The sequence below is a fragment of the Microbispora sp. NPDC046973 genome, from assembly GCF_040644495.1.
Taxonomy (GTDB): Bacteria; Actinomycetota; Actinomycetes; order Streptosporangiales; family Streptosporangiaceae; genus Microbispora.
The window spans coordinates 96,913-123,238 of the sequence record NZ_JBEYWQ010000011.1; the positions used below are offsets into that span (position 1 = coordinate 96,913).

Annotated in this window: 25 protein-coding genes; 13 read left to right on the forward strand and 12 right to left on the reverse strand. The window is 70.3% G+C overall.

Annotation, left to right across the window (positions count from 1 at the left end; genetic code table 11):
• Positions 1-13 precede the first annotated feature (13 nt).
• The 3 genes from rpsR to rpsF all read right to left on the reverse strand — a co-directional run bounded on the left by rpsR (position 14) and on the right by rpsF (position 1,275).
• Positions 14-250, reverse strand: a complete 237-nt coding sequence (gene rpsR, locus ABZ860_RS21425; RefSeq protein WP_076439843.1) for a 30S ribosomal protein S18 — start codon at positions 248-250, stop codon at positions 14-16.
• 87 nt (positions 251-337) lie between these two features.
• A complete protein-coding gene (locus tag ABZ860_RS21430; RefSeq protein ID WP_357222630.1) occupies positions 338-883 on the reverse strand; it encodes a single-stranded DNA-binding protein in 546 nt (181 codons plus the stop codon).
• A gap of 101 nt (positions 884-984) precedes the next feature.
• Positions 985-1,275, reverse strand: a complete 291-nt coding sequence (rpsF, locus tag ABZ860_RS21435; RefSeq protein WP_030508619.1) for a 30S ribosomal protein S6 — start codon at positions 1,273-1,275, stop codon at positions 985-987.
• 271 nt (positions 1,276-1,546) lie between these two features.
• Here rpsF and ABZ860_RS21440 point away from each other — a divergent pair, with 271 nt between their 5' ends.
• Positions 1,547-1,792 carry a hypothetical protein gene (locus ABZ860_RS21440; RefSeq protein ID WP_357222632.1) on the forward strand — a complete coding sequence of 82 codons (246 nt, stop codon included), beginning with the start codon at positions 1,547-1,549 and terminating at the stop codon, positions 1,790-1,792.
• 26 nt (positions 1,793-1,818) lie between these two features.
• Here ABZ860_RS21440 and ABZ860_RS21445 read toward each other — a convergent pair whose 3' ends face one another.
• Positions 1,819-1,995, reverse strand: a complete 177-nt coding sequence (locus ABZ860_RS21445; RefSeq protein ID WP_167530482.1) for a hypothetical protein — start codon at positions 1,993-1,995, stop codon at positions 1,819-1,821.
• A gap of 180 nt (positions 1,996-2,175) precedes the next feature.
• Here ABZ860_RS21445 and ABZ860_RS21450 point away from each other — a divergent pair, with 180 nt between their 5' ends.
• A complete protein-coding gene (locus tag ABZ860_RS21450) occupies positions 2,176-2,967 on the forward strand; it encodes a deoxyribonuclease IV (protein WP_357222634.1) in 792 nt (263 codons plus the stop codon).
• A gap of 43 nt (positions 2,968-3,010) precedes the next feature.
• Here ABZ860_RS21450 and ABZ860_RS21455 read toward each other — a convergent pair whose 3' ends face one another.
• The 4 genes from ABZ860_RS21455 to ABZ860_RS21470 all read right to left on the reverse strand — a co-directional run bounded on the left by ABZ860_RS21455 (position 3,011) and on the right by ABZ860_RS21470 (position 9,187).
• Complete coding sequence (locus ABZ860_RS21455; protein ID WP_357222636.1) at positions 3,011-4,246, reverse strand: glycosyltransferase family 87 protein; 1,236 nt, start codon at positions 4,244-4,246, stop codon at positions 3,011-3,013.
• 115 nt (positions 4,247-4,361) lie between these two features.
• The gene (locus tag ABZ860_RS21460) at positions 4,362-5,729 is read right to left on the reverse strand and encodes a glycosyltransferase 87 family protein (protein WP_357222638.1); all 1,368 of its coding nucleotides are present in this window, start codon (positions 5,727-5,729) and stop codon (positions 4,362-4,364) included.
• 103 nt (positions 5,730-5,832) lie between these two features.
• Complete coding sequence (locus tag ABZ860_RS21465) at positions 5,833-8,721, reverse strand: transglycosylase domain-containing protein (protein WP_357222640.1); 2,889 nt, start codon at positions 8,719-8,721, stop codon at positions 5,833-5,835.
• An 82-nt stretch (positions 8,722-8,803) separates the two neighbouring features.
• Complete coding sequence (locus ABZ860_RS21470; RefSeq protein ID WP_357222642.1) at positions 8,804-9,187, reverse strand: DUF5318 family protein; 384 nt, start codon at positions 9,185-9,187, stop codon at positions 8,804-8,806.
• Positions 9,188-9,312: 125 nt separating this feature from the next.
• On the opposite strand from ABZ860_RS21470, the gene ABZ860_RS21475 reads away from it, so the two are divergent.
• Positions 9,313-9,951: a helix-turn-helix transcriptional regulator gene (locus ABZ860_RS21475; protein WP_357222643.1), complete on the forward strand. Its 639-nt coding sequence runs from the start codon at positions 9,313-9,315 to the stop codon at positions 9,949-9,951.
• Between the two features lie 13 nt (positions 9,952-9,964).
• Positions 9,965-11,044: an inositol-3-phosphate synthase gene (locus tag ABZ860_RS21480; RefSeq protein WP_357222645.1), complete on the forward strand. Its 1,080-nt coding sequence runs from the start codon at positions 9,965-9,967 to the stop codon at positions 11,042-11,044.
• A gap of 79 nt (positions 11,045-11,123) precedes the next feature.
• Here ABZ860_RS21480 and idi read toward each other — a convergent pair whose 3' ends face one another.
• Entirely contained in the window at positions 11,124-11,720 is a 597-nt protein-coding gene (idi, locus tag ABZ860_RS21485) for an isopentenyl-diphosphate Delta-isomerase (RefSeq protein WP_357222647.1), read from the reverse strand.
• 101 nt (positions 11,721-11,821) lie between these two features.
• Here idi and ABZ860_RS21490 point away from each other — a divergent pair, with 101 nt between their 5' ends.
• Positions 11,822-13,120: an MFS transporter gene (locus ABZ860_RS21490; protein WP_357222649.1), complete on the forward strand. Its 1,299-nt coding sequence runs from the start codon at positions 11,822-11,824 to the stop codon at positions 13,118-13,120.
• A gap of 15 nt (positions 13,121-13,135) precedes the next feature.
• Here the strand turns inward: ABZ860_RS21490 and ABZ860_RS21495 are convergent, their stop codons facing one another.
• Both ABZ860_RS21495 and ABZ860_RS21500 read right to left on the reverse strand, forming a co-directional pair.
• The gene (locus ABZ860_RS21495) at positions 13,136-14,407 is read right to left on the reverse strand and encodes an adenosylmethionine--8-amino-7-oxononanoate transaminase (RefSeq protein WP_357222651.1); all 1,272 of its coding nucleotides are present in this window, start codon (positions 14,405-14,407) and stop codon (positions 13,136-13,138) included.
• The gene (locus ABZ860_RS21500) at positions 14,408-15,844 is read right to left on the reverse strand and encodes a CCA tRNA nucleotidyltransferase (RefSeq protein WP_357222653.1); all 1,437 of its coding nucleotides are present in this window, start codon (positions 15,842-15,844) and stop codon (positions 14,408-14,410) included.
• A 142-nt stretch (positions 15,845-15,986) separates the two neighbouring features.
• Between ABZ860_RS21500 and ABZ860_RS21505 the strand changes: the two genes are divergently transcribed.
• The 8 genes from ABZ860_RS21505 (at position 15,987) to trxA (ending at position 25,550) form a co-directional block, all read left to right on the forward strand.
• Positions 15,987-16,523: a YbaK/EbsC family protein gene (locus ABZ860_RS21505; protein WP_357222655.1), complete on the forward strand. Its 537-nt coding sequence runs from the start codon at positions 15,987-15,989 to the stop codon at positions 16,521-16,523.
• Between the two features lie 46 nt (positions 16,524-16,569).
• Positions 16,570-18,828: a hypothetical protein gene (locus ABZ860_RS21510; protein WP_357222657.1), complete on the forward strand. Its 2,259-nt coding sequence runs from the start codon at positions 16,570-16,572 to the stop codon at positions 18,826-18,828.
• Positions 18,829-18,906: 78 nt separating this feature from the next.
• The gene (murJ, locus tag ABZ860_RS21515) at positions 18,907-20,505 is read left to right on the forward strand and encodes a murein biosynthesis integral membrane protein MurJ (RefSeq protein ID WP_357222659.1); all 1,599 of its coding nucleotides are present in this window, start codon (positions 18,907-18,909) and stop codon (positions 20,503-20,505) included.
• A 414-nt stretch (positions 20,506-20,919) separates the two neighbouring features.
• Positions 20,920-22,425 (forward strand): serine/threonine protein kinase, encoded by a 1,506-nt coding sequence (locus ABZ860_RS21520; protein WP_357222661.1) that lies wholly within the window; start codon positions 20,920-20,922, stop codon positions 22,423-22,425.
• 60 nt (positions 22,426-22,485) lie between these two features.
• Positions 22,486-23,076, forward strand: coding sequence for an RNA polymerase sigma factor SigM (sigM, locus tag ABZ860_RS21525; RefSeq protein ID WP_357222663.1), 591 nt, complete (start codon positions 22,486-22,488; stop codon positions 23,074-23,076).
• Positions 23,066-24,067, forward strand: a complete 1,002-nt coding sequence (locus ABZ860_RS21530) for a zf-HC2 domain-containing protein (RefSeq protein ID WP_357222665.1) — start codon at positions 23,066-23,068, stop codon at positions 24,065-24,067. The genes sigM and ABZ860_RS21530 overlap by 11 nt, the downstream gene beginning before the upstream one ends.
• A gap of 151 nt (positions 24,068-24,218) precedes the next feature.
• Complete coding sequence (gene trxB / locus ABZ860_RS21535) at positions 24,219-25,148, forward strand: thioredoxin-disulfide reductase (RefSeq protein ID WP_357222667.1); 930 nt, start codon at positions 24,219-24,221, stop codon at positions 25,146-25,148.
• Between the two features lie 78 nt (positions 25,149-25,226).
• A complete protein-coding gene (gene trxA, locus ABZ860_RS21540) occupies positions 25,227-25,550 on the forward strand; it encodes a thioredoxin (RefSeq protein ID WP_030508599.1) in 324 nt (107 codons plus the stop codon).
• A 96-nt stretch (positions 25,551-25,646) separates the two neighbouring features.
• Here trxA and ABZ860_RS21545 read toward each other — a convergent pair whose 3' ends face one another.
• Entirely contained in the window at positions 25,647-26,267 is a 621-nt protein-coding gene (locus ABZ860_RS21545; protein ID WP_139575468.1) for a GNAT family N-acetyltransferase, read from the reverse strand.
• Between the last annotated feature and the right edge of the window lie 59 nt (positions 26,268-26,326).

The following is a 26,326-nucleotide window of genomic DNA, read 5'->3' on the forward strand; positions in this document are numbered from 1 at the left end:
TGAGTCTCCTTTCTCAGCGCGCGGTGCTCGTGTACGGCAGCAGGGCCATCTCACGAGCGTTCTTGATAGCGGTCGCCACGTCGCGCTGGTGCTGGGTGCAGTTGCCCGTCACCCGGCGGGCACGGATCTTGCCGCGGTCGGAGATGAACTTCCGCAGCAGTCCCGTGTCCTTGTAGTCGACGTAGGAGATCTTGTCGTGGCAGAAAAGGCAAACCTTCTTCTTGGGCTTGCGGACTGCCGGCTTCGCCATCGTGGTGCTCCTCTCAGAGCCCCGCATGTCGCGGGAATGGTCGCTCGGTTGTGTTTACGGTGGTGGGACCGGAAGGCCCCGGGTGACCTAGAAGGGCGGCTCGTCGCTGAAGTCGCCGCCGAAGCCGCCACCGCCCTGCGGGCCGCCGAAGCCGCCGCCGCCGCCGCCGCCGCCGCCGGAGCCGTAGCCCCCCTGCGGGGCGGGCGCCGCGGTCGCCCACGGGTCGTTGGCCGGTCCGCCGAAGCCGCCACCGCCACCGCCCTGGCGCGAGGTCTTGTTGACCTTCGCCGTGGCGTTGCGCAGCGAGGGGCCGACCTCGTCGACCTCGACCTCGTAGACCGTGCGCTTCTCGCCTTCCTTGGTCTCGTACGACCGTTGGCGCAGCCGTCCCTGCACGATCACCCGCATGCCGCGCTGGAGGCTCTCTGCGACGTTCTCCGCCGCCTGCCGCCAGACGTTGCAGGTGAGGAACAGGCCCTCGCCGTCCTTCCACTCGTTGGTCTGCCTGTCGAGGAACCGCGGAGTGGACGCGATGCGGAACCGGGCCACGGCCTGCCCCGTAGGGGTGAAGCGCAGCTCCGGGTCGTCGACAAGATTGCCGACGATCGTGATCTGTGTGTCGCCTGCTGCCATCGGTCGCTTTCGCCTTCCTATCCCGTCAGCTGAGCCGTCAGGGGCTCAGAGTACGGCCCGGGCCCGACAAACCGCCGGGCTTCGGGTTCTGCCAGTGGAGCTCAGTGGAGCTCGGGGCGGATGACCTTGGTGCGGAGGATGCCCTCGTTCAGGTTGAGCTGGCGGTCCAGCTCCTTCACGGTGGCGGGCTCGGCGGTCAGGTCGACCACGGCGTAGATGCCCTCGGACTTCTTGGCGATGTCGTAGGACAGGCGGCGACGGCCCCAGACGTCGACCTTCTCCACGGTGCCGCCGTCGTTGCGGACGACAGTGAGGAACTGGTCGAGCGACGGCTGCACGGTGCGCTCGTCGAGGGACGGGTCGAGAATGACCATCATCTCGTAGCGACGCATGTGTGATCCAACCTCCTCTGGACTCTTGCGGTCACGACGCCTTGCCGTGACAGGAGGACCCTGCGCCTCGCGCCGGGCGGCCATGCCCCCGGCCCTTATCAGACGCAGTCGAATAAGGCTACCAGCCACTTGGCCGTACCCCGCCCGGAGAGTGAAACTGGAGGTCGGAGAGGGGGTAGGCGCGATGCGACACGCCATCGGCCGCAAGAGAAGGCACCCCGTTCATCTCACGCTGAACACGGACGGCAGGCCGCACCCGCGGGAGAACGCGATGACGATCGCGACGCTGGTGTGCGGCCTGGTGGCGTTCGTCACGGGCTTCATCGTGATGGCCCACATGATCGCGTCATGGGTGGGCGCGATCGGGTTCTGGGGCGGCCTGTACGCCCAGTTCGTCTCGTCGACCACCAGACAGCGGGCACTGATCATCGTGGGGATCGTGGGGTCGTTCGTCGGCGCCGCGCTGGGCATCGCGCACGGGGGCTTCTTCCCCCGCGGATTCACCTTGCGCAGCTGAAGCCCGGGCCGTCGAGGCGTGGCCGGTCAGCCGCCGATGTGCAGGTCCACGCCGAGCAGCACGAGGAACCACAGGAAGACCGCGATCAGAGCCTGGGCGACCTGCTTGAGGAGGGTGGGGGTGATGTAGTGGTGAAGCCAGGCCACGTAGAGGCCGACGAGGATGTAGATGAGAAGGATGAAGCTGCCTAAGCGATATCTCATGCTCGTCTCCTTGACGACGAAGTAGTATCGCGCGCGGGTTTCGGGGGCGCGCGACACGCGACTGCCCTGGTTCGCACTCTTGAAACAGCGTGTCCTCTTGAAACGCTCTTGGAGAGCGCATAGGGTTCGCCCTCCGCGTCCGGCAGCCCCATGACACGCACGCAACGGTGGAGGAACGGCATGGACAGCCACAACGGCGCCCGCCCGCGGATCGGAGCCCACGTCGACCAGGACGACCCGCTGGCGCACGCGGCGGCCCGCGACGCCGACGTGGTGCAGTTCTTCCTCGGCGACCCCCAGGGTTGGAAGGGCCCGGTGACACCCGCCACCGCCGACGCGCTGCGCGCCTCGGACGTGGACGTCTACGTGCACGCGCCGTACGTCATCAACGTGGCCACCGCGAACAACCGCATCCGCATCCCGAGCCGCAAGCTGCTCGACGCGCATCTCAAGGCTGCGGCGGCCATCGGCGCCAAGGGCCTGATCGTCCACGGCGGGCACGTCAACGCGGGCGACGACCCGCAGACCGGCTTCGACAACTGGCGCAAGGTCTTCGAGCGCACCGAGTGCCCGGTCCCCGTGCTCATCGAGAACACGGCCGGCGGCGGCAACGCGATGGCGCGCAAGCTGGAGCGGATCGCCCGGCTGTGGGACGCGGTGACGGCGGGGGCGCCCGACCCCTCGGTCGTCGGCTTCTGCCTGGACACCTGTCACTTCCACGCGGGCGGCGAGGAGCTCGCCGGGCTCGTGGAGCGGGTGAAGGCGATCACGGGCCGCATCGACCTCGTGCACTGCAACGACTCGCGGGACGCGTTCGACTCCGGCGCCGACCGCCACGCCAACCTCGGCAACGGGCAGATCGACCCCGAGCTGATCCTTGAGGTCTGCCGGGCGGCCGGGGCGCCGATCGTGGTCGAGACGCCGTTCGAGGGCCAGGCCGACGACATCGCGTTCCTGCGCAAGCACCTGTAGACGCTCGTCCACACCCTGTGGATAACTCTGCGGATTGAAACCCTCAGGAAGCGGGTAGAGCCGCCCGAAGGTCTTGCTCGTCCCTCACCCGCCCCGGCCTGCGCGTGGCGCGCCACAACTGCACGTACGACGTGACGGCCGCGGCGAGGAAGACGAGGTTGCGCAGGACCAGCACGAGCGTCCCGGGCAGGGCACCCGTCCAGCTGTAGTCCAGCTCCACCCAGGGATACATGATGCCCGTCAGCAGGGCGGCGACCATGACGAGCAGGGCGGCCGGCCGCTGCGTCGGGCCCGGCCGGTCGCGCCGCACCGACAGGATGACGGCGGCGACGCCGATCACCCACACGAGATACTGCGGCGACAGCACCCGGCTGGTGGCGACCAGGAAGAGCACGGTGGTGAGGGCGGCGTCGTAGTACGACCGCGGGCTCGGGGCCGCGCGCAGCCACCACAGACCGACCAGCGCCAGCGCCACGGGCGTGGCGGCCAGGCTCAGCATCGTCGCGATGCCCACGCCGCCGCCGACGGCCTCCATCGCGCCGTGCCGATAGGTGGTGTAGCCGTCCCACCAGCCGAGGGCGCGGGCGAGCGCGAACGGCGTGGCGGCCAGCGACTCGATCTGCAGTCCCCGCTCCTCCTGCGCGGTCAGGAAGTCCAGCGCGTGCGGCAGGGTCAGGGCGGCCACGCCGCACCCCGCCACCGCGACGACGAGCGTGGACCCCGACGCGGTCAGCAGTTCGCGCCACCGCCGCAGGCCGGCGAGCAGGGCGACCGGCCACACCTTCACGAGGAGCCCGACGCCGATGAGCGCCCCGCGCACCGCCGGATTGGCCGACGTCGTCAGCGCGAGCACCGCCACGAGCGTGACCATGAGGTCATACCGGGAGACGAGCACCGGACCGAGCAGGGCCGCGCCCACGGTCCACGCCCACGGGCCCGTACGGCCCCCGCCGCGGCGCGAGGTCGAGAACCGCCACACCAGCAGCAGGATCGCGAGGTCGCACAGCACCGCCAGCAGGAAGAAGGCGACGTGGTAGCCCAGCGGCAGCAGGCGGGGGGCGAGCAGCGGCAGCGCCGCGAACGGCGGATACTGCCACTTCTCGTCGCCCGCCGGGAACTCGCCCTCCATCAGGACGTCGGACCAGTCGCGATAGAGGGTGACGTCGTTCCTGAACGCCTCGCCGTGCCCGGTCGGGATGGTCTGGGTCGCGACGAGGAGGAGCATCCCCCTGGTCGCGGCCCACACCAGCAGCAGGAGCCATGGTGGCCTCCGGCGCATCGCGTTCTCCCCCGTTCGTCGCGCACACTCTCACGCGACGCTACGTGATGCCTCCACTCGGACGGCTCGGAGCCGCGCCGTGACGGGCGCGAAATCCGATGTAAGTTTCACGCGCTCACGCCGTCTCCGGCTGCTGCCCGGCACCCCTCGCGAGGAGCGAACGGCGCAGCACGAGACGGTCCTCGGCGTGGTCGAACACCCCGCCCGACGGGTCGTCGGCCTCCCCCTGGCGTACGACGTCGTGCTCGGGCCGCAGGATGTCGCGGACGACGAGCGCCATGAGGATGACGATGGTCAGCGCCCGGGCCCAGACCGACAGGAAGTAGGGGTTGTCGCCGATGCCCTCCCCGGCGTGGTCCGGATACTGGCTGACCAGGTAGAGCCAGATCGAGAAGAAGTACCAGCACTCGGCGATCTGCCAGGCGGCCAGTGCGCCCCACCTCGGCCTGGCCAGCACCGCGAACGGCACCAGCCACAGGACGTACTGCGGCGACCAGACCTTGTTCGTGATCATGAAGGCGGCCAGGGCGAGGAAACACAGCTGCATCAGGCGCGGCCGGCGCGGCGCGACGAGCGCCAGCACGGCGACGCCCAGCAGCAGCACCGCCAGCGCGGCCATGGCCATGGTGTTCAGCTTCTCGGCGTCGCCGAGAAAGGCCAGGAAACCGGGCCTTTCCATGCCGAACCACTGGGTCTTCTGGAAGAAGAACCACAGCCCGCCCCAGTCGGCGCCGCGCTCGCTGCTGAACGCGTAGAACTTCTTCCAGCCCTCGAAGTTGATCGCCATGATCGGCACGTTCACCAGCAGCCATGCGGCCGCGGCCGCGGCGGCGGTCTTGAGGAACGGCACCCACTTCGCCGTACGCACCGTGAGCAGGAACAACGCGCCGAAGAACATCAGCGGGTAGAACTTGGTGGCCACGGCCAGCGCCAGCAGCACGCCCGCGAGCCACGGCCGGTGGCGGGCCCAGGCCAGCAGGCCGCCGAGCGCGAGGGCCCCCGCGGCCAGGTCCCAGTTGATGTACGCGCAGAGGATGACGGCCGGACCGACGGCGTACCAGAGGGCGTCCCAGCGGCGGGCCGGTCCGGCGAGCGCGGCCGTGAGCAGCACGCCCGCGACCAGCGCGATTCCCATCAGGATCACGGTGACGTCGTAGAACACGATCCCGTCGCCGTGCGCGAGCCTGCGGGCGAACTCCATGATCCCGCCGATGCCCACCGGGTATTCGACCGGATAGTCGACGTAAGGGACCTTGCCCTCGTTGAGCTTCTCCGCCCAGAACAGCGGATAGATGTCGGTGTAGCAGAAGTTCGTGAACTGCCCGACACCGCCGTTCCAGGCTCCGCCGAACCGGCAGGGATATTTCCACAGGTATGCGAGAACGGCGCCGAGCCCCGCGAGGAGCCCGAGAGGCAGGTACGGCACCGCCCGCGCGGCGACCCCGGGCAGCGGGGCGGAGTCGTTCGTGGTCCGGGTCGTCATGCTCGGTATTGCACCATTCAACGCCTCGGCTTGGCGACTCCGCGCACCGAAAGGGCCCGCGGCGGGAGTCGCCGCGGGCCCCGTCAGGACATCGGAACGCGGATCAGGCGCCGCCGCCCCTGCCGTTTCTGCCGTTTCCTGACCCGGTCGGCATGGCGGCCGGGCCCTGGTTGATGTTCAACGGGACGTCACCGCCCCCGGGGCCGCCGTCCTGGCCGCCCCTGCCCCGGTCGTCGCCGAGGCCGTCGCCGCTGTCGCACCCCGGGCCGCCGTCGTAGCAGCCGCCGTCGTCGGGGAAGTCGGTCGGGAAGTCGGTGGGGAACCCGGCGTCATCCGGCGTCGGCGACGGGGTCGGCGTCGGGCTCGGCACGATGTTCTCCGGACTGCCCAGCCCGGCCTTCTGCGGGAACTGCTCGACCGGCTTGCCCGCGAGCGCCTCCATCATGAAGTTCCGCCAGATCGTGGTCGGGTAGGTCGCACCCTCGATGCCGCTGCCGAGCGATATCTCACGAGGTTCGGAGTAGCGGTTGTTCGGGCCGTACTTCTTGCTCGGCTTTCCTCCGGGGGTCTCCGGGCAGTTCGCGTTGATGGGCTGGACGATCTTGCCCTTCTTGGTGACGCACTGCTCGCGGTACATGCCGACGGCGGTGGAGATCTGCGGCGTGAACCCGACGAACCAGGCTTCCTTGTTGTCGTTGTTCGTACCGGTCTTGCCGGCGGCCGGGCGGCCGATGCCCTTGCCCCGCGCCGTACCGGACTTGAGGACCTCCTCCATGGCCGCGACCGAGTCGGCCGCCGCCTCGGGCGTGATCACCTGCTTCACGTCCCGCCGCTCGGGGAAGACGACCTCCTTGTCCTTCCGGACCTCCCTGACCACGTGGTAGTCGACGTGCTTGCCCTCGTTGGCGAAGATCGAGTAGCCGGCGGCCTGCTCGACGGGGGTGACCAGGGCGCTGCCGATGGAGAAGGCGTACTTGTGCGCCTTGACGTCGTCCTCCATGCGCTGCTTGCCGAGCCCGGCCTCCTCGGCGATCTGCTTCACCGCGCTGAGCTCCCCGATCGTGCCGTTCGCCTCATCGAGCTTGTACGCCATCGAGGCGAAGGCCGTGTTGACCGAGTCGGCGGTCGCCGTGGTGACGTTGATCGCCGACCCGACGTTGTGGCTGTTGCCGATGGGCTTGGTGCCCGGGAGTGCCTCCGGCACCGTCTTGTTGCCCGGCACGAAGCTGTTCAAGCTGTAGCCGGCGTCCAGCCACGCGGCCAGCACGTACGGCTTGAACGCCGAGGCGGCCTGTTTGTAGGAGTCGAACGGTTCGTTCCAGTTGTCCTTGACGTAGTCCTCACCGCCGTAGAAGGCGAGCACCCGTCCCGTCTTGGGGTCCACCGCGGCCAGACCGGCGTGGATCTCCTTCGGCAGCGTGGAGGTGGTGCCGATGACCGCCTTCCTGGCGGCCTGCATGAGCTTCTTGTCGAAGGTCGAGACGATCTTGTAACCGCCGCTCCTGACCTGGTCGGGCGACAGGTTCATCCGCGTCTTCAGTTCCTGCATCACCTGGACGACCATGTAGCCCTTCAGGCCGCCCAACTCGTTGTTGTTGCGCTCGGGGACGGTCTTGGGGAACTTGGCCGTGCTCGGCAGATTGCCGTACTTGGCGGGGTCGAGCTTCGCCATGGCGTTGACGACGTCCTTGAACCGGCTCTGCAAGCGAGGGGAGTCGGCGTCCAGGGCGGGCGTCTGGATGCGCGCGGCGAGGTAGGCGCCCTGCTCCGGGGTGAGCTGTTCGACGTGCTTCTTGAAGTACGCCTGCGCGGCGGCCTCGATGCCGTAGGCGCGACCGAAGGGCACCGTGTTGAGGTACTGCAGCAGGATCTGGTCCTTGGGTATCTCCTTGTCGAGCTTGACCGCGACGAAGATCTCCTTGATCTTGCGCTTGATCGACACTTCCTGGCTCAGGCCGTCGTAGTAGTTGCGGGCCATCTGCTGGGTGATGGTCGAGGCGCCCTGGAGCTGCTGGCCGGTCGCGGTCATCCAGACCGACCTGATCATGCCGGGGATCGAGATGCCGCTGTCCTCGCGGAAGGTGTTGTTCTCGATCGCGATGACGGCGTCCTGGACGTGCCGCGGCACCTTGTTGATGTTGTCCAGGATGACGCGCGGGGTGCCCACCTTGGCGATCAGTGTCTTGCCGTCGCTGTAGTAGATGGCGCTGCCCTGGGCCACGGCTTCCGCCTGCGTGGCCGCCGGCAGCGGGGTGTTGGCGTAGGCCACCGCGATCATGCCGAAGGTGCCGGCGGCCAGCACGGTGAAGGCCGCCACGAGGATCTTCCAGCTCGGCAGGAAGCGCTTCCAGCCCGTACGGCGGCGCGGCTTCTCGTCATCCTCGTCGAAGTCGCGCGGGCCCCGGGGACCGCGCCCGCCGGGACCTTCCGGACCGCCCGGACCTCCAGGCCCACCCGGGCCGCCGGGACCACGGCCGCCCCGGCTCGGGGGCCTGCGGCGGCGGCCACCGGTCTGGATCGCCTCGGTGCTCTGCCCGTCCGCTTCACGGCGGAAGCCGCCCGTCGGCATGCCCATCGCCTGGGTGCGCTCGTCCGGGCCGGGCCGGCCGGGACCGCCAGAGCCGGCCGCGTAGCGCGGGTCACGGCCCGCCGGCGGACGTCCCCCGCCGGCCGGTCCCTGAGCCGGTCTCTGAGCCGGTCTCTGCGGCGGGCCCTGTTCCGGCCTCGGGGGCACCGCGTTCATGGCCGCCGTGTCCTCGAAGGCGGCCGCTTCCCTGCGGCGCTGCTCGGGTCCGGCCGGCCGGGCGGCCCGGGGTGGCTGCGGGGCCGGTCCCCTGCCGGGCTGTCGCGGCGGAGGGGACTCGCCGTACTCGCCGTACTCGTCGGATTCCCGGGGCGAGCGACGACGGCGCCCAGGGCGGAATGATCCACCGGAGCCCGAGGCGTCCTCGGGACGGCCGGTCGGCTCCGGTCCGTAGCTGCTGTAAGTCACGCGTCCTCGTCAGATGGTTCGGGGAATTGATCGACGTCGGCCGGCAGGCCGGCGGGCTGGCCTCCTGGAGGTGGAGGTCGCCCTACAGAGAAGGGCCCGGGGGATCGGCTGTTCCGAGGACGAACGACACCGCCAGGTGGTTCCAGGAACAACCTTGGCAGACCTCCACCACGTAGACCCGGAATTCGCGGTATTCCCGGGCCATCGCGGTGAGCTCGGCCGGCCCTTTTGCCTGGCCGGCTACTCGTCCCAGTTCATCCCCATATACGTATGTGACGTTGGTCACGTTCCTTCGTTCGCATATGGGGCACATGCGACTCGTCGGCTCTCCGTGGAACCGAGCCGCGCGCAGCAGGTATGGGTGGGCGTCACATACGTCCCGCGCCCGCATGCGGCCGGAGCGGACGGACTGTACGGCCGCCCGCTTAGCGAGGCCGTAGTCCACGACCGACCGCTGTGACCACATGCGGCCAGATTACGACCCTTTGCCAAATCTTGCCCAACCGTTGACCCGTTGCCATATATGACACCCCGACGTATCCTGCGGATGTATCGAGTCGATACATCGGTCGGACACAGGAGGTGGTTCCAGTGACGGGCTCTCGTGGAGGTGTGCTGGAGCTCGCCGTCCTGGGATCGCTGCACGAAACGCCCTTGCACGGATACGAGCTGCGCAAACGGCTCAACACGCTGCTCGGCATGTTCCGTGCGTTCTCCTACGGCTCGCTGTATCCCTGCCTCAGGGGTCTGCTCAACGAGGGCCTCATCGCCGAGGAGGAGCCCCCTGAGGACACGGTTCTCGGCCGCAGGTCGAAGATCGTCTACAAGATCACGGCGGAGGGCAAGGAGCGGTTGCAGGAGCTGCTCAGTCAGTCGGGCCCGTCCTCCTGGGAGGACGAAAGCTTCGGCATCCACTTCGCCTTCTTCCGCCACACGGAGGCGGAGGTGCGGCTCCGGATCCTGGAGGGCCGCCGCAGCCGCCTGGAAGAACGCCTCGACCGCGTCCGTGAGGCTCTCGCCCGTACCAGAGAGCGGCTGGACAGCTACACGCTTGAGCTCCAGCGCCACGGGCTGGAGTCGGTCGAGCGCGAGGTCCGCTGGCTGAACGAGCTGATCGACTCGGAACGGCGGAGCCGTTCGGCTCCCGGCGAGGGGAACCATCCCCCGGATCCCGCGCAAGCCGTACAGGAAGAGACCCAGAGGGCGGACACGCCCGAGGCAGATAGGTAAAGGAGCGAGTGCTATGGGTTCGGTGCGCGTAGCCATCGTCGGTGTGGGCAACTGCGCCTCATCGCTGGTGCAGGGCGTCCATTACTACAAGGACGCGGATCCGGGCACCCGTGTGCCGGGCCTCATGCACGTGCGGTTCGGCGACTACCACGTCGGTGACGTGGAGTTCGTCGCGGCCTTCGACGTGGACGCCAAGAAGGTCGGCCGCGACCTGTCGGAGGCCATCGTCGCCTCCGAGAACAACACGATCAAGATCTGTGACGTGCCGCCGCTCGGTGTCACCGTGCAGCGCGGCCCGACCTTCGACGGGCTGGGCACGTACTACCGCGAGATCATCGAGGAGTCGGACGAGAAGCCGGTCGACGTCGTCCAGGCGCTGAAGGACGCCCGGGTCGACGTCCTGGTGTCCTACCTTCCGGTGGGCTCGGAGGAGGCCGACCGCTTCTACGCGCAGTGCGCGATCGACGCCAAGGTGGCCTTCGTCAACGCGCTGCCGGTCTTCATCGCCTCCGACCCCGAGTGGGCCGCGAAGTTCACCGAGGCCGGCGTCCCGATCGTGGGCGACGACATCAAGTCGCAGGTCGGCGCCACGATCACCCACCGCGTGCTGGCCAAGCTGTTCGAGGACCGCGGAGTCGAGCTGCTGCGCACCTATCAGCTCAACTTCGGCGGCAACATGGACTTCATGAACATGCTGGAGCGCACGCGCCTCCAGTCCAAGAAGATCTCCAAGACCCAGTCGGTCACGTCGCAGATCCCGCACGAGATGGCCAAGGCCGACGTCCACATCGGCCCGTCCGATCACGTGCCGTGGCTCGACGACCGCAAGTGGGCCTACGTCCGCCTGGAGGGCAGGTCGTTCGGCGACACCCCGCTCAACCTCGAGTACAAGCTCGAGGTCTGGGACTCGCCCAACTCGGCCGGCATCATCATCGACGCGGTCCGCGCGGCCAAGATCGCTCTCGACCGGGGCATCGGCGGCCCGCTGCTGTCGCCCTCGTCCTACTTCATGAAGTCGCCGCCGGAGCAGTACTCCGACGACGACGCCCGCGAGGCCGTCGAGAAGTTCATCCGCGGCGAGGTCGAGCGCTGACGTCCGTCGCCCACCGCGTGTCCCGCCCCGGCTCCGCTCGATCGGACCGGGGCGGTCCCATGTCCCGGCCCGCTACATCTCAGCGGTTCGTGAGCGGGCGCGCGGCCGGCGGCAGCGCCGCGGGGTCGGCCACCGGCCACGCCAGCGGGTCCGGCCCGAGCGCGACGAGATGGGGCACCTGCTCCCGGGCCCAGGGCGAGATGTCCAGCTCGCCGCTCATCACCTCGGCCGCGAAACGCGTCCAGGGCTCCCACCGGACCTCGCCCACCTCCTCGGCGTTGGGCGCGGCCTCTTCGGTCACCACGGCCCGGTAGACCGGGCACAGCTCGTTCTCCACGGTGCCGTTGTCCATCACGGCCCGGTAGGAGAAGCCCGGCAGGATCAGGTCGACGGACTCGACGGCCAGGCCCAGCTCGAACTCGAGACGGCGGATCACCGCCGACGACAGCGGCTCGCCCGGCAGCGGGTGCCCGCAGCAGCTGTTGGTCCACGCGTCGGGCCAGGTCAGCTTCGAGCCCGCCCGCCGCGACAGCAGCACGCGCCCGCGGTGGTCGAAGACGTAGCTGGAGAACGCGAGATGCAGCGGCGTGTCGGCGCCGTGGACGGTGGACTTGGGAGCGGTGCCGATCGGGTTGCCCTCGCCGTCAACCAGCACGACATGTTCCTGTGAGGTCACTCTGCGAGAGTACGTGATCACTTCGATGCGGGGGAGACGTAGGGGGCTTTATCAGGGATGATCCTGATGCTCGAACGTGATCGTCCGCGTAGGCTGTCGCCGTGTCCTACGTCTCCGATCTGCGGGTGGTCCTGCAGAGCCGAAACTTCCGGCGGCTTTTCGCCACGCGGCTCGTCTCGCAGTTCTCGGACGGGATCTTCCAGCTCGCCGTCGGCGGCTACGCGGTCTTCAGCCCGGAACGGCAGGCAAGCGCGACCGCCATCGCGGCGGGCCTCGCGGTGCTGCTCCTTCCCTACAGTGTCCTCGGACCCTTCGTCGGGGTGTTCATCGACCGCTGGTCGAGGCGGCAGATCCTCGTCATCGCGCCGATCGTGCGGGGGGTGCTGCTGGTGCTGGCCGCCTGCCTCGTCGCGGCGGGGGCCTCCGACGGCGTCTTCTACGCGGCGGCGCTCGCCGTCCTCGCGGTCAACCGCTTCTTCCTGTCGGCGCTCAGCGCGTCGCTGCCCCATGTCGTGCCGTCGGAGCACCTGATGATGGCCAACGCGGTCACGCCCACCTCGGGCACGGTGGCGACGTTCGTCGGGGCGGGCGCCGGCATCGCGCTCCGCATGATCGCCGGGTCGGACGACAAGGGTGTGGCCGTGCTGCTGGTCTGCTCCGGCCTCGTCTTCGGCCTGAGCGCGCTGATCGCGCGGACGATGGAGCGCTCCCTGCTCGGCCCCGCGTACGACCCGGAGCGCCCGCAGGCCCGCGAGGCCGTACGGCACGTGCTCGCCGGCCTGGTGGACGGCGCGCGGCACATCGCGCACCGGCGCTCCGCGGGGGCGGCCCTCGGCGGCATCGCGACGCACCGGCTCATGTTCGGCATCTCGACCGCGGCGGTGGCGATGCTCTACCGCTACCACTTCACGACCGACCCCGACGACGCGCTGCGGGGCATCGCGCTCGTGCTGGGCGCCGTCGGCGCGGGGAGCTTCGCCGCGGTGGTCGTCACCCCGTGGGCCACCGATCGGATCCGCATCGAGACCTGGGTCCCGATGATGCTCGTGACCTGCGGAGTCCTGGAGTTCGCGCTGTGCGCGACGTTCCAGGAATGGGCGTTCTTCGCCGCGGGCCTGGTGATCGGCGTCGCGGGACAGAGCGTGAAGATCTGCGCGGACACCGTCGTGCAGCGCGACGTCGAGGACGCCTATCTCGGGCGGGCCTTCTCCGTGTACGACATGCTGTTCAACGTCATGACGGTCCTCGGCGCGGTGCTGGCGGCGGCGCTGCTGCCACCCGACGGCAAGTCCTACCTCGCGCTCGCCGTGATCGGCGTCGGCTACCTGCTCGGCGCGGTGGTCTACCGGCTGATCCTGCCCTCCGCCGTACGCAGGCCGCCGGTCCCCGCCGCCGACTGACCCGCACGTTCCGACTCAGAGCGCCGCCGTGGCGGCGACCATGGCACCGGTGATGCGGGCGACGTCCTCGGGCGTGCAGGCGTACGGCGGCATCGTGTAGATCAGGCGGCCGAAGGGCCGCAGCCACACGCCGTGCTCCATCACGATGTCCTGAATTTTCGCGACATCGACGGGATGCTCGGTCTCGATCACCCCGATCGCGCCCAGCACCCGCACGTCCCGTACGCCGGGGGCGTCCGCGGCCGGGGCGAGGCCGTCGAGCAGGGCGGCCTCGATCCGCGCGACCTCCTCCCGCCAGGGCCGCTCGGCGAGCAGATCGAGCGAGGCGCCCGCCACGGTGCAGGCGAGCGGGTTGCCCATGTAGGTCGGGCCGTGCATCAGCACACCGATGCGGTCGGCCACCCGCGCGGTGCACAGCGTGGCGGCGAGCGTCATGTATCCGCCGGTGAGCGCCTTGCCCACGCACATGATGTCCGGCCTGATCCCGGCGTGGTCGCAGCCGAACATCTCCCCCGTACGGCCGAAGCCGGTGGCGATCTCGTCGGCGATCAGCAGGACGCCGTGCTCGTCGGCGAGGTCGCGCAGCCGCCGCAGATAGGCGGGGTGGTAGAACCGCATGCCGCCGGCGCCCTGCACGACGGGCTCCACGACGATCGCGGCGAGCCGGTCCGCGTTGGCCTCGACGGCCGCGGTCAGCTCCGCCAGATACGCCTCGTCGGGACCGGCCTGCGGACCTGGAACCGGGGCCGGGCGGCGGCCGTAGTCGTGCGGCGGCATCGGCGCGAAGACGTGCCGCGGGAGCATCCCGGTGAACAGGTGGTGCATGCCGTTGACCGGGTCGCAGACCGACATCGCGGCGAACGTGTCGCCGTGGTAGCCGCCCCGCACGGTCAGCAGAGTCGAGCGCCCGCTGTACTGGACCGCCATCTTGATCGCGACCTCGACCGCCACCGAGCCCGAGTCGGCGAGGAAGACCCGGTCGAGCCCGGTCATCCCGGCCAGCCGGTGCGCGAGCCGTACGGCGGGCTCGTGGGTCAGGCCGCCGAACATGACGTGCGCCATGTCGCCGATCTGGTCGCGCGCGGCCCGGTTGAGCCGCGGGTGATTGTGGCCGTGGATGGCCGCCCACCAGGAGGCCATGCCGTCGATCAGCTCGCGGCCGTCGCCGAGCGTGATCCGCACGCCGTCGGCCCGGCGGACGACGTGCACGGGCACCCCCGACGGCACGGCCGTGTACGGGTGCCAGACGTGCTCCCGGTCGAGCCGGAGGACCTCCCCGGCGTCCACCTACGAGACGATCCCGTTGTCGTGAGCCCAGGCGAGCAGGGCCTGCCGGGCGGCGTCCTTGCCGATCATGCCCTGGTCCATGCGGACCTCCAGCATGTGCTTGTAGGCCCTGCCGACGACCGGTCCCGGCGGCACGCCGAGGATCTCCTGGATCTCGTTGCCGTCCAGCTCGGGCCGGATCTTGGCCAGCTCCTCCTCCTCGGCCAGCCGGGCGATGCGGACCTCCAGCTGGTCGTAGGTGCGCGACAGGGCCTGGGCCTTGCGCTTGTTGCGGGTGGTGCAGTCGGCCCTGGTCAGCTTGTGCAGGCGTTCGAGGAGGTGCCCCGCGTCGCGCACGTAGCGGCGCACGGCGCTGTCGGTCCACTCCCCCGTCCCGTAGCCGTGGAAGCGCAGGTGCAGCTCCACGAGCCTGGACACGTCGGACACGACGTCCTTGGGAAACTTGAGCTCGGTGAGCCGCTTCTTGGCCATCTGCGCGCCGACGACCTCGTGGTGGTGGAACGACACCCGGCCGCCGGGCTCGTTGCGCCGGGTCTTCGGCTTGCCGATGTCGTGCAGCAGGGCCGCCCACCGCAGCACCCGGTCGGGGCCGGCCGTCTCCAGCCCCATCGCCTGCTCCAGCACGATCAGCGTGTGCTCGTAGACGTCCTTGTGCCGGTGATGCTCGTCGATCTCCAGCCGCAGCTTGGGCAGCTCGGGCAGGACGTGGGCGGCGAGCCCGGTCTCCACCAGCAGCGCAAGCCCGGCCCGCGGGTGCGCGCCGAGGATCAGCTTGTCGAGCTCGTCGCGGATGCGCTCGGCCGAGACGATCTCGATGCGGCCGGACATCGCGGTCATCGCCTCGACGACCTCGGGGGCGACGGCGAACCCGAGCTGGCCCGCGAACCTGGCCGCCCGCAGCATCCGCAGCGGGTCGTCGTCGAACGACTGCTCGGGCCCGGCCGGCGTGCGCAGCGTCCTGGCGGCGAGGTCCGGCAGCCCGCCGTACGGGTCGACGAACTCGTGGCCGGGCAGGCGGACCGCCATGGCGTTGACCGCGAAGTCGCGCCGGGCGAGGTCGCCGTCGAGCGAGTCGCCGTACATCACCTCGGGCTTGCGCGAGGCGGGGTCGTACGACTCGCTGCGGTAGGTGGTGATCTCCAGCAGCCAGCCGCCCTTGCGCACACCGACGGTGCCGAAGTCGATCCCGATCGTCCAGACGGCGTCCGCCCAGTCCTTGACGATCTCCAGCACCCGCTCGGGGCGGGCGTCCGTCGTCAGGTCGAGGTCCTTGCTCGCACGGCCGAGGAGGACGTCGCGGACGGAACCGCCGACCAGGGCCAGTTCGTGCCCCCGGGCCGAGAACAGCTCACCGAGCTCGTCGGCGACCGGGGCGATCCGGCGGAACAGTTCGTTCACGGCGCGCTGCTGGCTGTCGCTCAGATTTGAAACGGACAAGGCTGGGTAGGTCCTTCGGTCACGGAACAGAAACCCTCCCCCGATGGCCCAGGTGTTCGGGTGTCACCCAGGGGAGACACACTTAGCGATCACCAGGCCACGGACGGTTCGGGGGCGCTGGACGACGCAAGGAGCACACGAGATGAAAGACGCTCTCGCGATTCACCGCTGGCTCCTCGCCCACCAGATCCACCATGAGATCGTACGTCTTCCGCGCCCGTTGACATGCTCGGACGAGCTTCCCGAGGTGCTGGGGGTCACTCCCGAGACGTGCCTGTGCGTGTCGCTGTTCGAGGTGTCGGCGCGCGGGCGGGCACACGAGGTGGCCGTGGTGAGCGCGGTGAACTCCTGTCCCGGGCCGGCGGCGGTGGGCGCCGTCCTGCGCGCCCACAGGGTAACCCCCGCGTCCGCCTTCACCGTCAACTCCGCCACCGACTACGCGCACGGCCTGGTCTGCCCGCTGCTCCTGCCCGACGACCTGACCGTCCTGGTGGACCAGCGCCTGATGGAGCGCATCGATCCCGACGAGGTCGTCCACACCGCGACCGGCGAGCGCCGCACCGCGTTGCGCGTGCGTGCCATCCACCTGTTCGACCTGGTGGCGGCCAAGCCCGTCGACCTGACCGGCGCCCAGCGGAGGGGTCTCGCGAGCCTGGTGAGTCCTATGCGGACCGCGTAGCCAATAGCATTCTGGACGTGCGCCGTACCTCACCGCCGGCCGGCACATGATCCGTAAGGCCGCGCTCCTGACATTGCTGACCGCCCTGCTCGCCTCCCCCGCGGGCATGGCCGGTACGGCTGTCGCGGCGCCTCCTCCGGGTCGTGTCGCGGCCGCGGCTCCGGCCGACCCGCTCCTCGTCAGCGAGATCACGCCGGAGGTCGTGCGCGTCGCCACCGCCCCCATCACGGTCGCGGGGACCGTCTCCGGCACGGCGGGGTCCTCCGTCCGGGTCGCCGTCCGTTACTCCCGGGACAGGCCGTTCGCCTCCCGTGCCGAGATGGCGGCCTACCTGTCGGAGCAGGGGTACGCGACCACCAACTGGAGCACAAAGATCCAGGCCACGCCGCTCGACCAGTCGGGAAAGCTTCCCTTCCGGTTCACCGTGACCCCCGGGGAGCTGGGCGTGCCCCGGCCCGGGGTCTACCCCTTCGAGATCGAGGTGACCGACGCGGCGACCGGGCAGCGGCTCGGGATCGAGCGGACCTTCCTGACGTACGCCCCCAAGGGCGAGCAGATCCCCAAGGTCAAGCTGGCCGTCGCCCTGCCGATCGTGGACCGGCCCCACCGCGCCGACGACGCGACGTTCATGGACGACGACCTGTCCGCCTCGCTCACCTCCGGCCGCCTGGCGTCGCTGCTCCAGACGGCGCAGGACACCGGCGACGGGGTGACCTGGTTCGTGGACCCCGCCCTGCTCGACGACGTCCACGTCCTGTCCTCCGGCACCAGGAGCGTGCGCGGCACGCGCAAGAACGCCGACCCGGCCGCGGGCCAGTGGCTGAACGGCCTGCGCAGCGCGCTGACCGACAAGACCGTCGTCGCCACGCCGTACGCCGATCCGGACGTGGCCGCGCTGGTCCACCACGGGCTCGACAAGCAGGCCGCGGCGTCCATCCAGCGCGGGGCGGCGCTCGCGAGCGAACTGCTCGGCCGGGAGATCCGCGGCACCACCGCGTGGCCGGCCGGCGGCACGATCGACCGCGACGCCGTGGACGAACTGGCGATGTCGGGCGTGACGTCCGTGCTGCTGTCGGGAGACGCGCTGCCTCCGCGGGCCGAGGGCCAGGACGCGACGCAGAACGGACAGCCCGTTCCCCCGCCGGCGCAGACCACTCCCGACGGGGCGGCCAGGCTCGACACCGTCGCGGACGACCCTCTCACCGCGCTGCTGGCCGACCCCACGCTCAGCGAGGTCCTCGGCGGGAACGTGTCCGCCCCCGGCGCCGCGATGCTCGCGCGGCAGCGGTTCCTCGCCGAGACCGCGATGATCGCCTTCGAGCAGCAGACCCAGCAGAACGGCCAGTTCGGGCAGTTCGGGCAGAACGGCCAGACCGGGCAGGACGCGACGGCGAAGACGGCCACCCGCACGGTGATCGCGGTCCCCGATTCGCACCTGTGGACCCCCGACCCGGCGTTCGTCTCCAGCCTCCTGCAGGCCGCCTCCAGCGCGCCCTGGCTGCGCATGACCTCGCTCGACTCGGTCAAGCCGGGCCGGGCCGGGGTGCCGCGCGCCGACCTGACGTACACCGAGCGCGACCGCCAGGCCGAGCTGAGCCGCTCCTACCTCGCGACGGTGCGCAAGCTGGAGCGCAAGGCCGACGCCGTGGCCACCGTCACCGAGGAGCACACGGACGTCTTCCACACGGCCATACTCCGGCTGGCCTCGGCCTCCTGGCGGGGCGACGGCAAGCGGGCGCTGTCCTTCGCCGGCCAGGTGCAGAAGGCGATCGACGAGCGCATCGACGACGTGTCCGTGCTCGACACCCCGCGCGCGGTCGCGGGAAGCAACGGCCAGGTCCCGGTCAGCGTGGCCAACAACCTGGACAAGGACATCCAGATCAAGATCCGGGTCACCTCGGCCAGCAAGTCGCGGCTCGCGATCGACGCCCCCGGAGGGGTCTACGTGACCCCCACCACCAGGATCCTCGCGGGGCGCAGCCAGCTCGTGAACGTGCCGGTGATCGTACGCAACGAGGGCGGCGACGCGAGCATCTCGGTGCAGCTGCTGACCGACGGGGACGAGAAGTACGGCAGCCCGGTGCGCGTCGTGGTGCGCGCGACGGGCTACACCGGCATCGCCCTCGTCATCGTGGGGGCGGCCGTGGTCATCATGCTGGCCGCCGTGGTGATGCGCATCCTGCGCCGCAGGTCGCGCAAGGCGTTCCCCTTCGACGGGCCGAACGACGAGGACGGCCCGCCCGGCGACCGGCAGGGAGCCGTCCCGGCCGAGCGCACCCAGTCGCCGTCGTCCGGGTCGCCGTAATCTGGACCACCCTGAAGTCCGGGACCACTGGAGGAAGGCGGCCGCACGACTCCGGCCGCCGTGAACCGAAGGACAACCATGAGCAGGATGCTGCGGGCCAGCGCGATCATGGCGGCCGGGACGATGGTCTCGCGGCTCACCGGCTTCATCCGCACGGCGATGCTCGCCGCCGCCATCGGCACCCTCGCCCTCGGCGACGCGTACAACGCGGCCTACCAGATCCCCTACATCCTGCTCGACCTGCTGCTCCAGGGCGTCCTCAGCGCCGTGGTCGTGCCGGTGATCGTAAGGGCGCAGAAGCGGGACCCCGACGGGGGCCAGGCGTTCGAGCAGCGGCTGATGACGCTGGGCGTGGTGGTGCTGACGGCCGTCGCGGTGATCGGCGTGCTGCTGGCCCGGCCGATCATGGAGCTCTACACCGCCTCGAACTGGTCCGGCGAAAAGGTCGCGGTGGCCACCACACTGGCCAGGTATCTGCTCCCGCAGATCGCGTTCTTCGGGATCGGCTCGCTGGCCGGGGCCATCCTGAACACGCGGGACAGGTTCGCCGCGCCCATGTGGGCGCCGGTCCTCAACAACATCGTGGTCATGGGAGTCCTCGCCGCCTACTACGTCGTCGGGACCTCCGACATCGAGAAGGTCAGCGAGCGCGACCTGATGCTGCTCGGGCTCGGCACCACGGCGGGCATCCTGGCCCAGGCGCTGGTCCTGATCGTCGCGCTGCACCGAGCCGGGTTCCGGTTCCGCCCGCGGTTCGGCGTGCGCAACACCGGGCTCGGTGAGGCGGCTAGGGCCGCCGCGTGGACGTTCGCCTTCGTCGGCATCAACCAGATCGGGTTCTGGGTCACCACCAAGCTCGCCACCGGCGCAGGCGACCGGGCGCCGGGCGCAGGCAACAGCGCGTGGGCGTACGCGTTCCAGCTCTTCCAGCTCCCGTACGGGATCATCGCGGTGTCGGTGATCACGGCGATGCTGCCCAGGATGAGCAGGCTCGTGGCGGACGGGGACCTCGCCACGGCCCGCGAGGAGTTCTCCTCCGGGGTGCGGCTGGTCTCCTCCGTCATCGTCCCGGCGGGGCTGCTGCTGATGGTGCTCGGCCCGGCGGTCACCACGCTGATCTTCTCGTGGGGCCACATGACGACGGCCAACGCGATCTACATCGGTCACGTGCTGCAGGTGTTCGGCGTCGCGCTCGTGCCGTTCTCGGTCTTCCAGCTCCTGCTGCGGGTCTTCTACAGCTTCGGCGACACCCGCACCCCCGCGATCATGGCGGGGGTGAACGTGGTCATCAACGCGTCGCTCAGTCTCGTCGCCTACTTCACGCTCCCCGACCGGTATGTCGTCATCGGGCTGGCGTTCGCCTACCTGATCACGTACGTCGCGCTCTGCGGCGTCGCGTGGGTGCTGGCGAGCCGCAAGATCGGCGGGCTCGGCGGCCGCGAGGTCACCGCCGGCCTGGGCCGGATGTACGCGGCGGCGATCCCCGCGGCCGCGCTGGCGCTGGCGGTCCTGTGGCTGGCCAGGGAGGTCACCTCGATCACCCCGGTCACCTCGGCCGTGGTGCTCGTGGTGGGCGGCGGCGCCGGGCTGCTGCTGTACATGCTGGCGGCGCACCGGCTGCGGGTGCCCGAGGTCCGTTCCATCATTGGACTTGTCGCAAGCCGGGTAGGACGCTAAGAGTCCTCAAGAACGACCGGCAACTGGAAGGTAACCCGAAAGTCCGATTCGGACGTCTTCGATCGGGAAGGCGGGCACAAGCGGCACGGCACTAGCATGGTGCGCCAGGGAGTGTTGAGACACACCCAGGGAACGTCCCGCAGACCTTGCCCTACCGATGGATTCGGCCGGGCGGGCGACCGCGAGGCGGAAGAGGACCGGCGGCGGCGCCGTGCGGGCCTGTTCCGGCCCGGCGGATGCTCGTCTCCGGGGTCTCGCCGACCCGGCGGTGCTCCGCTCGGCGACCGCGGCAGGCAGGAGGTCTTAGGGGCGCGATCTGGAGTTTCGGACCGGCGAGCGGAAGCGGGAAGGCGTGGGCGGAACCACCCGGCATCGGCTGATGCATGCCGACGGGCCGCGGAGCGGGGCGGCCGCATGAGCATGTCCACGGTCGAACCGGGGACCAGGCTGGCGGATCGGTTCCGCCTGGAGGACAGGGTCCACGAATCCGGCGGCGCGACCCTGTGGAAGGCCCTGGACGAGATCCTCGCCCGCCCGGTCGCGGTCCACACGTTCGCGCCCGACTTCCCCCGGGTCCAGGAGGTGGTCACCGCCGCCCGCCTGGCGAGCCGCCTGACCGACCCCCGCCTCACCCAGGTCTTCGACGCGGCCGACGAGGACGGCACGGCGTACGTCGTGAGCGAGTGGGTCAGCGGAGAGTCGCTCCTCGACCTGCTGGAGAGCGGGCCCGTCGAGCCCGAGCGGGGCGCCGCCCTGGTGGCCGAGGCCGCCGAGGCCCTGGCGCACGCGCACGCGGCGGGGCTCACCCACCTGCACCTGACTCCCGGCCGCCTGGTCTGGACGAGCGGCGGCACGGTCAAGCTCCTCGGGCTCGCCGTCGACGCCGCGATCCTCGACCTCAGCAGCGACGAGCCCGCGAAGGAGGACGCCGAGGGACTGGGCCGCCTGCTCTACGCGGCGCTGACCGGCCACTGGCCCGGCGACTCCGACTGCGGGCTGCCCGCCGCGCCCCTGGACGACGGCAGGATCTGCACGCCCCGGCAGGTCACCGCCGGAGTCCCGGGCTACCTGGACGCCATCACCTGCCGCGCGCTGCTGCAGGAGCCCCGGCGGGGGCAGCCGCCGCTGGCCACCCCCTCCGACGTGGCCGAGGCGCTCGCGCAGGTGCCCCGCCCCGCGCCGGCGCCGGTCACCACGGCGCCGCCCGCATTGAACCTGAACAGCGAGGCGCCGGACGGGCTGGGCATGTCCACGATGCCGCCCCGCATGACGTCGCGGATGACGATGGCCCCTCCGCCGCCGCGCCCGCAGACCGGCGCGGCGAGCAAGATCCTGCTGACCGTCATCGTCCTGCTCGTGATGGCGGCCGTCGGCGTGGGCGCCTGGACCGTGGGCAAGAACCTCGGCAACACCCCGAGAGGCGTGGCCCAGTCGGACGCCGCCGCGTCTCCGTCCGCCTCGCGCAAGCCGGTCACCGTCAAGCCCGTGAGCGCGACGGGGTTCGACCCCCTCGGCCCGGACCGCGCGGAGAAGCCGGAGATCGCCCCGCTCGCCATCGACGGCAAGCCGTCCACCGACTGGCACACCGACAGCTACAGCAGCGCCGACCTGGGACGGCTCAAGGACGGCGTCGGGCTCATCCTGGACATGGGCAAGCCGGTCCCCGTCGCCGACGTGGTCGTCTCCCTGGGCGACGCGGGCGGCGCGACGGTGCAGCTCAAGGTGGGCGACTCGGCGGAGCTGTCCTCGCTCAAGACGGTGGCGGAAAAGAAGGGCGCGTCGGGCTCGGTGACGCTCACTCCGGAAAAGGCCACCACGGGTCAGTACGTTTTGATCTGGTTCACCCGGCTTCCCCCCTTCAACGGGCAGTATCGTGGCACTATCTACGACGTAACGGTGCATTCCCCAGGATCGGCATAGCAGGGACTTGTGAATTCCCCACCAGACAATCCCCCGACGGCTGAGCACGCGCGACACGCGATGTCCGATGCCGATCTGCTGGCCCGCCACCTCGGCGGCGACCCTCACGCGTTCAGCGAGATCGTCAGGCGGCACCGCGACCGGATGTGGGCGGTCGCCCTGCGTACGCTCGGCGATCCCGACGAGGCCGCCGACGCGGTCCAGGACGCGTTCGTCTCGGCGTACCGGAAGGCGGGCAGCTTCCGCGGCGAGGCGGCGGTCACGACGTGGCTCCACCGCATCGTGGTCAACGCCTGCCTCGACCGCATGCGCCGCAAATCGGTGCGCCCGGTCGCCGACGACGAGCTCATCGAGGCCGCGGAGCGCGAAATCCCGGCCACCGACCAGGCGGGTGAGCGCGAGGTGTCCCTGGAGGTCACGGCGGCGCTCAAGCTGCTGCCGGCCGACCAGAGGGCGGCCCTCGTGCTGGTCGACATGATGGGGTATGGGGTGGACGACGCGGCGGCGGTGCTGGGCGTCCCGCCGGGCACCGTGAAGAGCCGCTGCGCGCGGGGCCGCGCCAAACTCGCCCCGATTCTTTCGCATCTGCGGAACCGATCTGACCTCACTCGCGTCTCATCCGGGAAGGGAGCAGAACTTCGTGACGGGTGACACGCACTACGACCTGGAGGTTCTCGCCGAACTGGCGGAGGGTCTCCTCGACGACACGACGGCCCGGCGGGTCCGCGAGCATCTCGCGGTCTGCGACCCCTGTGGGGAGAGCCTCGCCGACCTGGCCGCGGTCCGCGAGGTCCTGGCGGCGATGCCGGTGCCGGCGATGCCTCTCGGCGTCGCCAGGCGCATCGACCAGGCGCTGGCCGCCGAGGCTCCGGACTGGGACCGGGTCCTGCGGGACGCTCCATGGGACGACGCTCCGCAGGAGATCGCCCCGTGGGACAGCGCTCCATGGGACGGCGTTCCGTGGGAGACCGTCGAGCCTCCGGTCGCGACCCCGGTGAGAACCACCGCGGAAGCCACCGAGGAAACCGCTGCCGAGACGCAGGTGGAACCGGAGCGCGAGCCGGCGCCGGTCGCCGCGACGACGGCTCCGCTGGGCGTCGTCGCCGACGACGGGACGATCGTGCCGGCCAGACGCCGTTCCGGGACGCGTACGGCGGGCCGCAAGGCGTCCAGGCGGCGCACGTGGGCAATGCCGGCCGCGGTCGCCGCGGCGGCGGCCGTCGTGATCGGGAGCGGCGGTCTCGCCACCGGCCTGCTCTCTTTCGGCGACTCGCCGTCCCAGCAGGTGGTGAGCCAGGGCGATCCCGGCCAGAGCCCGGCCAAGGTCGAGGCGCTGACCTACTCGACGTACGCCAGCGGCCACAACTACACCAGCCGCGAGCTGCGCGGGCCGCTGCTGGGTTACTTCGGCGTGGCGCCCGGCTCGGGCACCAACGACGACGAGGACCTCGACACCTGCGTCAAGCGGTTCTCGACCCAGCTCGACCGGACGCCGATCGGCGTCGACAAGGCCCTCTACAACGGCAACGAGGCCACGGTCATGGCGTTCTGGGAGGACAAGAGCAGCAACGCCGTCCGAGTGGTCGTGGTGGACTCGCAGTGCCACAAGCTGCGGCCCGAGGTTCTGGCCTCCTGGAAGTGAGCACGCGGCGCGAGCCGTACCATCAGCAGTGACGAAGCCCCCCGCGACCTCCGGGGGGCTTCGCCGTCTCAGGAGACCGGCCCGGGAATGACGGGGGCCTAGGATCTGTTGACGGCACTGCAATCAACCGGGAGCGAAGAAGGCGGGTCCGTTGAGCGACGTTCGTAACGTGATCATCATCGGGTCGGGGCCGGCCGGCTACACGGCGGCCGTCTACACCGCGCGCGCGGACCTCAAGCCGCTCGTCTTCGAGGGGTCGGTCACCGCCGGTGGCGCGTTGATGAACACGACCGATGTGGAGAACTTCCCCGGGTTCCCCGACGGCATCATGGGCCCGGACCTCATGGACAACTTCCGCAAGCAGGCCGAGCGGTTCGGCGCCGAGCTGGTGGCCGACGACGTGGTCGAGGTGGACCTCGAGGCGAACCCGAAGGTCGTCAAGACCTACACCGACACCTACTACGCCAAGGCCGTGATCCTGGCCACCGGGTCGCGCTACCGCGAGCTCGGGCTGGAGAACGAGAAGCGGCTGTCGGGGCGCGGCGTGTCGTGGTGTGCCACCTGTGACGGGTTCTTCTTCCGCGACCAGGACATCGTGGTGGTCGGCGGCGGCGACACGGCGATGGAGGAGGCGATCTTCCTGACCCGGTTCGCCAAGTCGGTGACGGTGATCCACCGTCGTGACTCGCTGCGCGCCAGCAAGATCATGCAGGACCGGGCGTTCGCGAACGAGAAGATCCGCTTCATCTGGGACAGCGAGATCGCCGACGTGCTCGGCGAGGAGCGGATCACCGGTGTGCGGGTGCGCAACGTCAAGACCGGCGAGGAGTCCGACCTTCCGGTGGGCGGCCTGTTCATCGCGATCGGGCACGAGCCGCGCACCGACCTGCTCAAGGGCCAGATCGACCTGGACGAGCAGGGGTACATCGTGGTCGAGTCGCCGTCGACGCGGACGAACATCGACGGGGTGTTCGCGGCCGGGGACGTCGTCGACCACACCTATCGTCAGGCGATCACGGCCGCCGGGACCGGATGTGCGGCGGCGCTCGACGCCGAGCGCTGGCTGACGCTGAACGCCTGAGTCCCGACATCGGGAATGCGGGGACAGTCTCCGCGGTTGTCTGCACCGCCACACCACTCATGCAAGGGGAGAGATACCGTGGGCGCGATCAAGAGCGTGACGGACGCGAGCTTCGAGGCCGAGGTCCTCAAGAGCGACAAGCCGGTTCTGGTCGACTTCTGGGCCGAGTGGTGCGGTCCGTGCCGTCAGGTCGGGCCGATCCTCGAGGAGATCGCCGCCGAGAACGCCGACAAGCTGACCATCGTCAAGCTGAACATCGACGAGAACCCGGTCACGCCGCGGGACTACGGTGTGCTCCAGATCCCGACGATGAACGTCTACAAGGGTGGCGAGGTCGTCAAGCAGATCATCGGCGCCAAGCCGAAGGCCATGCTGCTGCGCGAGCTCGACGGCGTCATCTGACGCCGTTTCCGCCGGCACCATCCGAAGAGCCCCCCGTGCGTGCGGCGCGGGGGGCTTTCGCGTTCTCCGGTGCCCTGTGGGACCGCTGGAGGCCCCTCAGACGGGCCGCAGGGCCCGCTCAGGGGACATCGACCCCAGCAGGCGCTCCAGCGCCACCTCGACGTCCTCACGCCACGACACGGCCGTCTTGAGCTCCAGCCGGAGCCGGGGGAAGCGCAGATGCGGGCGCACGGTCTTGAAGCCGACCGACAGCAGATAGTCCGCGGGCAGCACGCAGCCGCCCGGCTGCTCCCACTTCAGGTCGCCGAACGCCTCGATCGCCCGTACGCCGCGGCGGGTCAGGTCCTTGGCGACGCCCTGCACGAGCATCCGCCCCAGCCCGCCGCCGGTGAACTCCGGCACGATGTGCGCGGTCATCAGCAGCACGGCGTCCGAGCTGACCGGGGACGTGGGGAACGCCACCGAGCGCGGGACGTACAACGGCGGGGCGTAGAGCACGAACCCGGCCGCCACGCCGTCGACGTAGGCGATCTTCCCGCAGCTCCCCCACTCGAGAAGGGTCGCGGAGATCCACGCCTCCTTCTCCAGGGCCGGGTCGCCCGCCTCCACGGCGCGCTCGCCGCTGACCGGATCGAGCTCCCAGAACACGCACCGCCGGCACCGTCGCGGCAGGTCATCGAGATTGTCGAGGGTGACATTGACCAGCCGACGCGACACGTGATGCCCCAATCCCCGTCAGGAGTCCTGCCAGAAAAGCGCGCGAATACGGCGTCTCC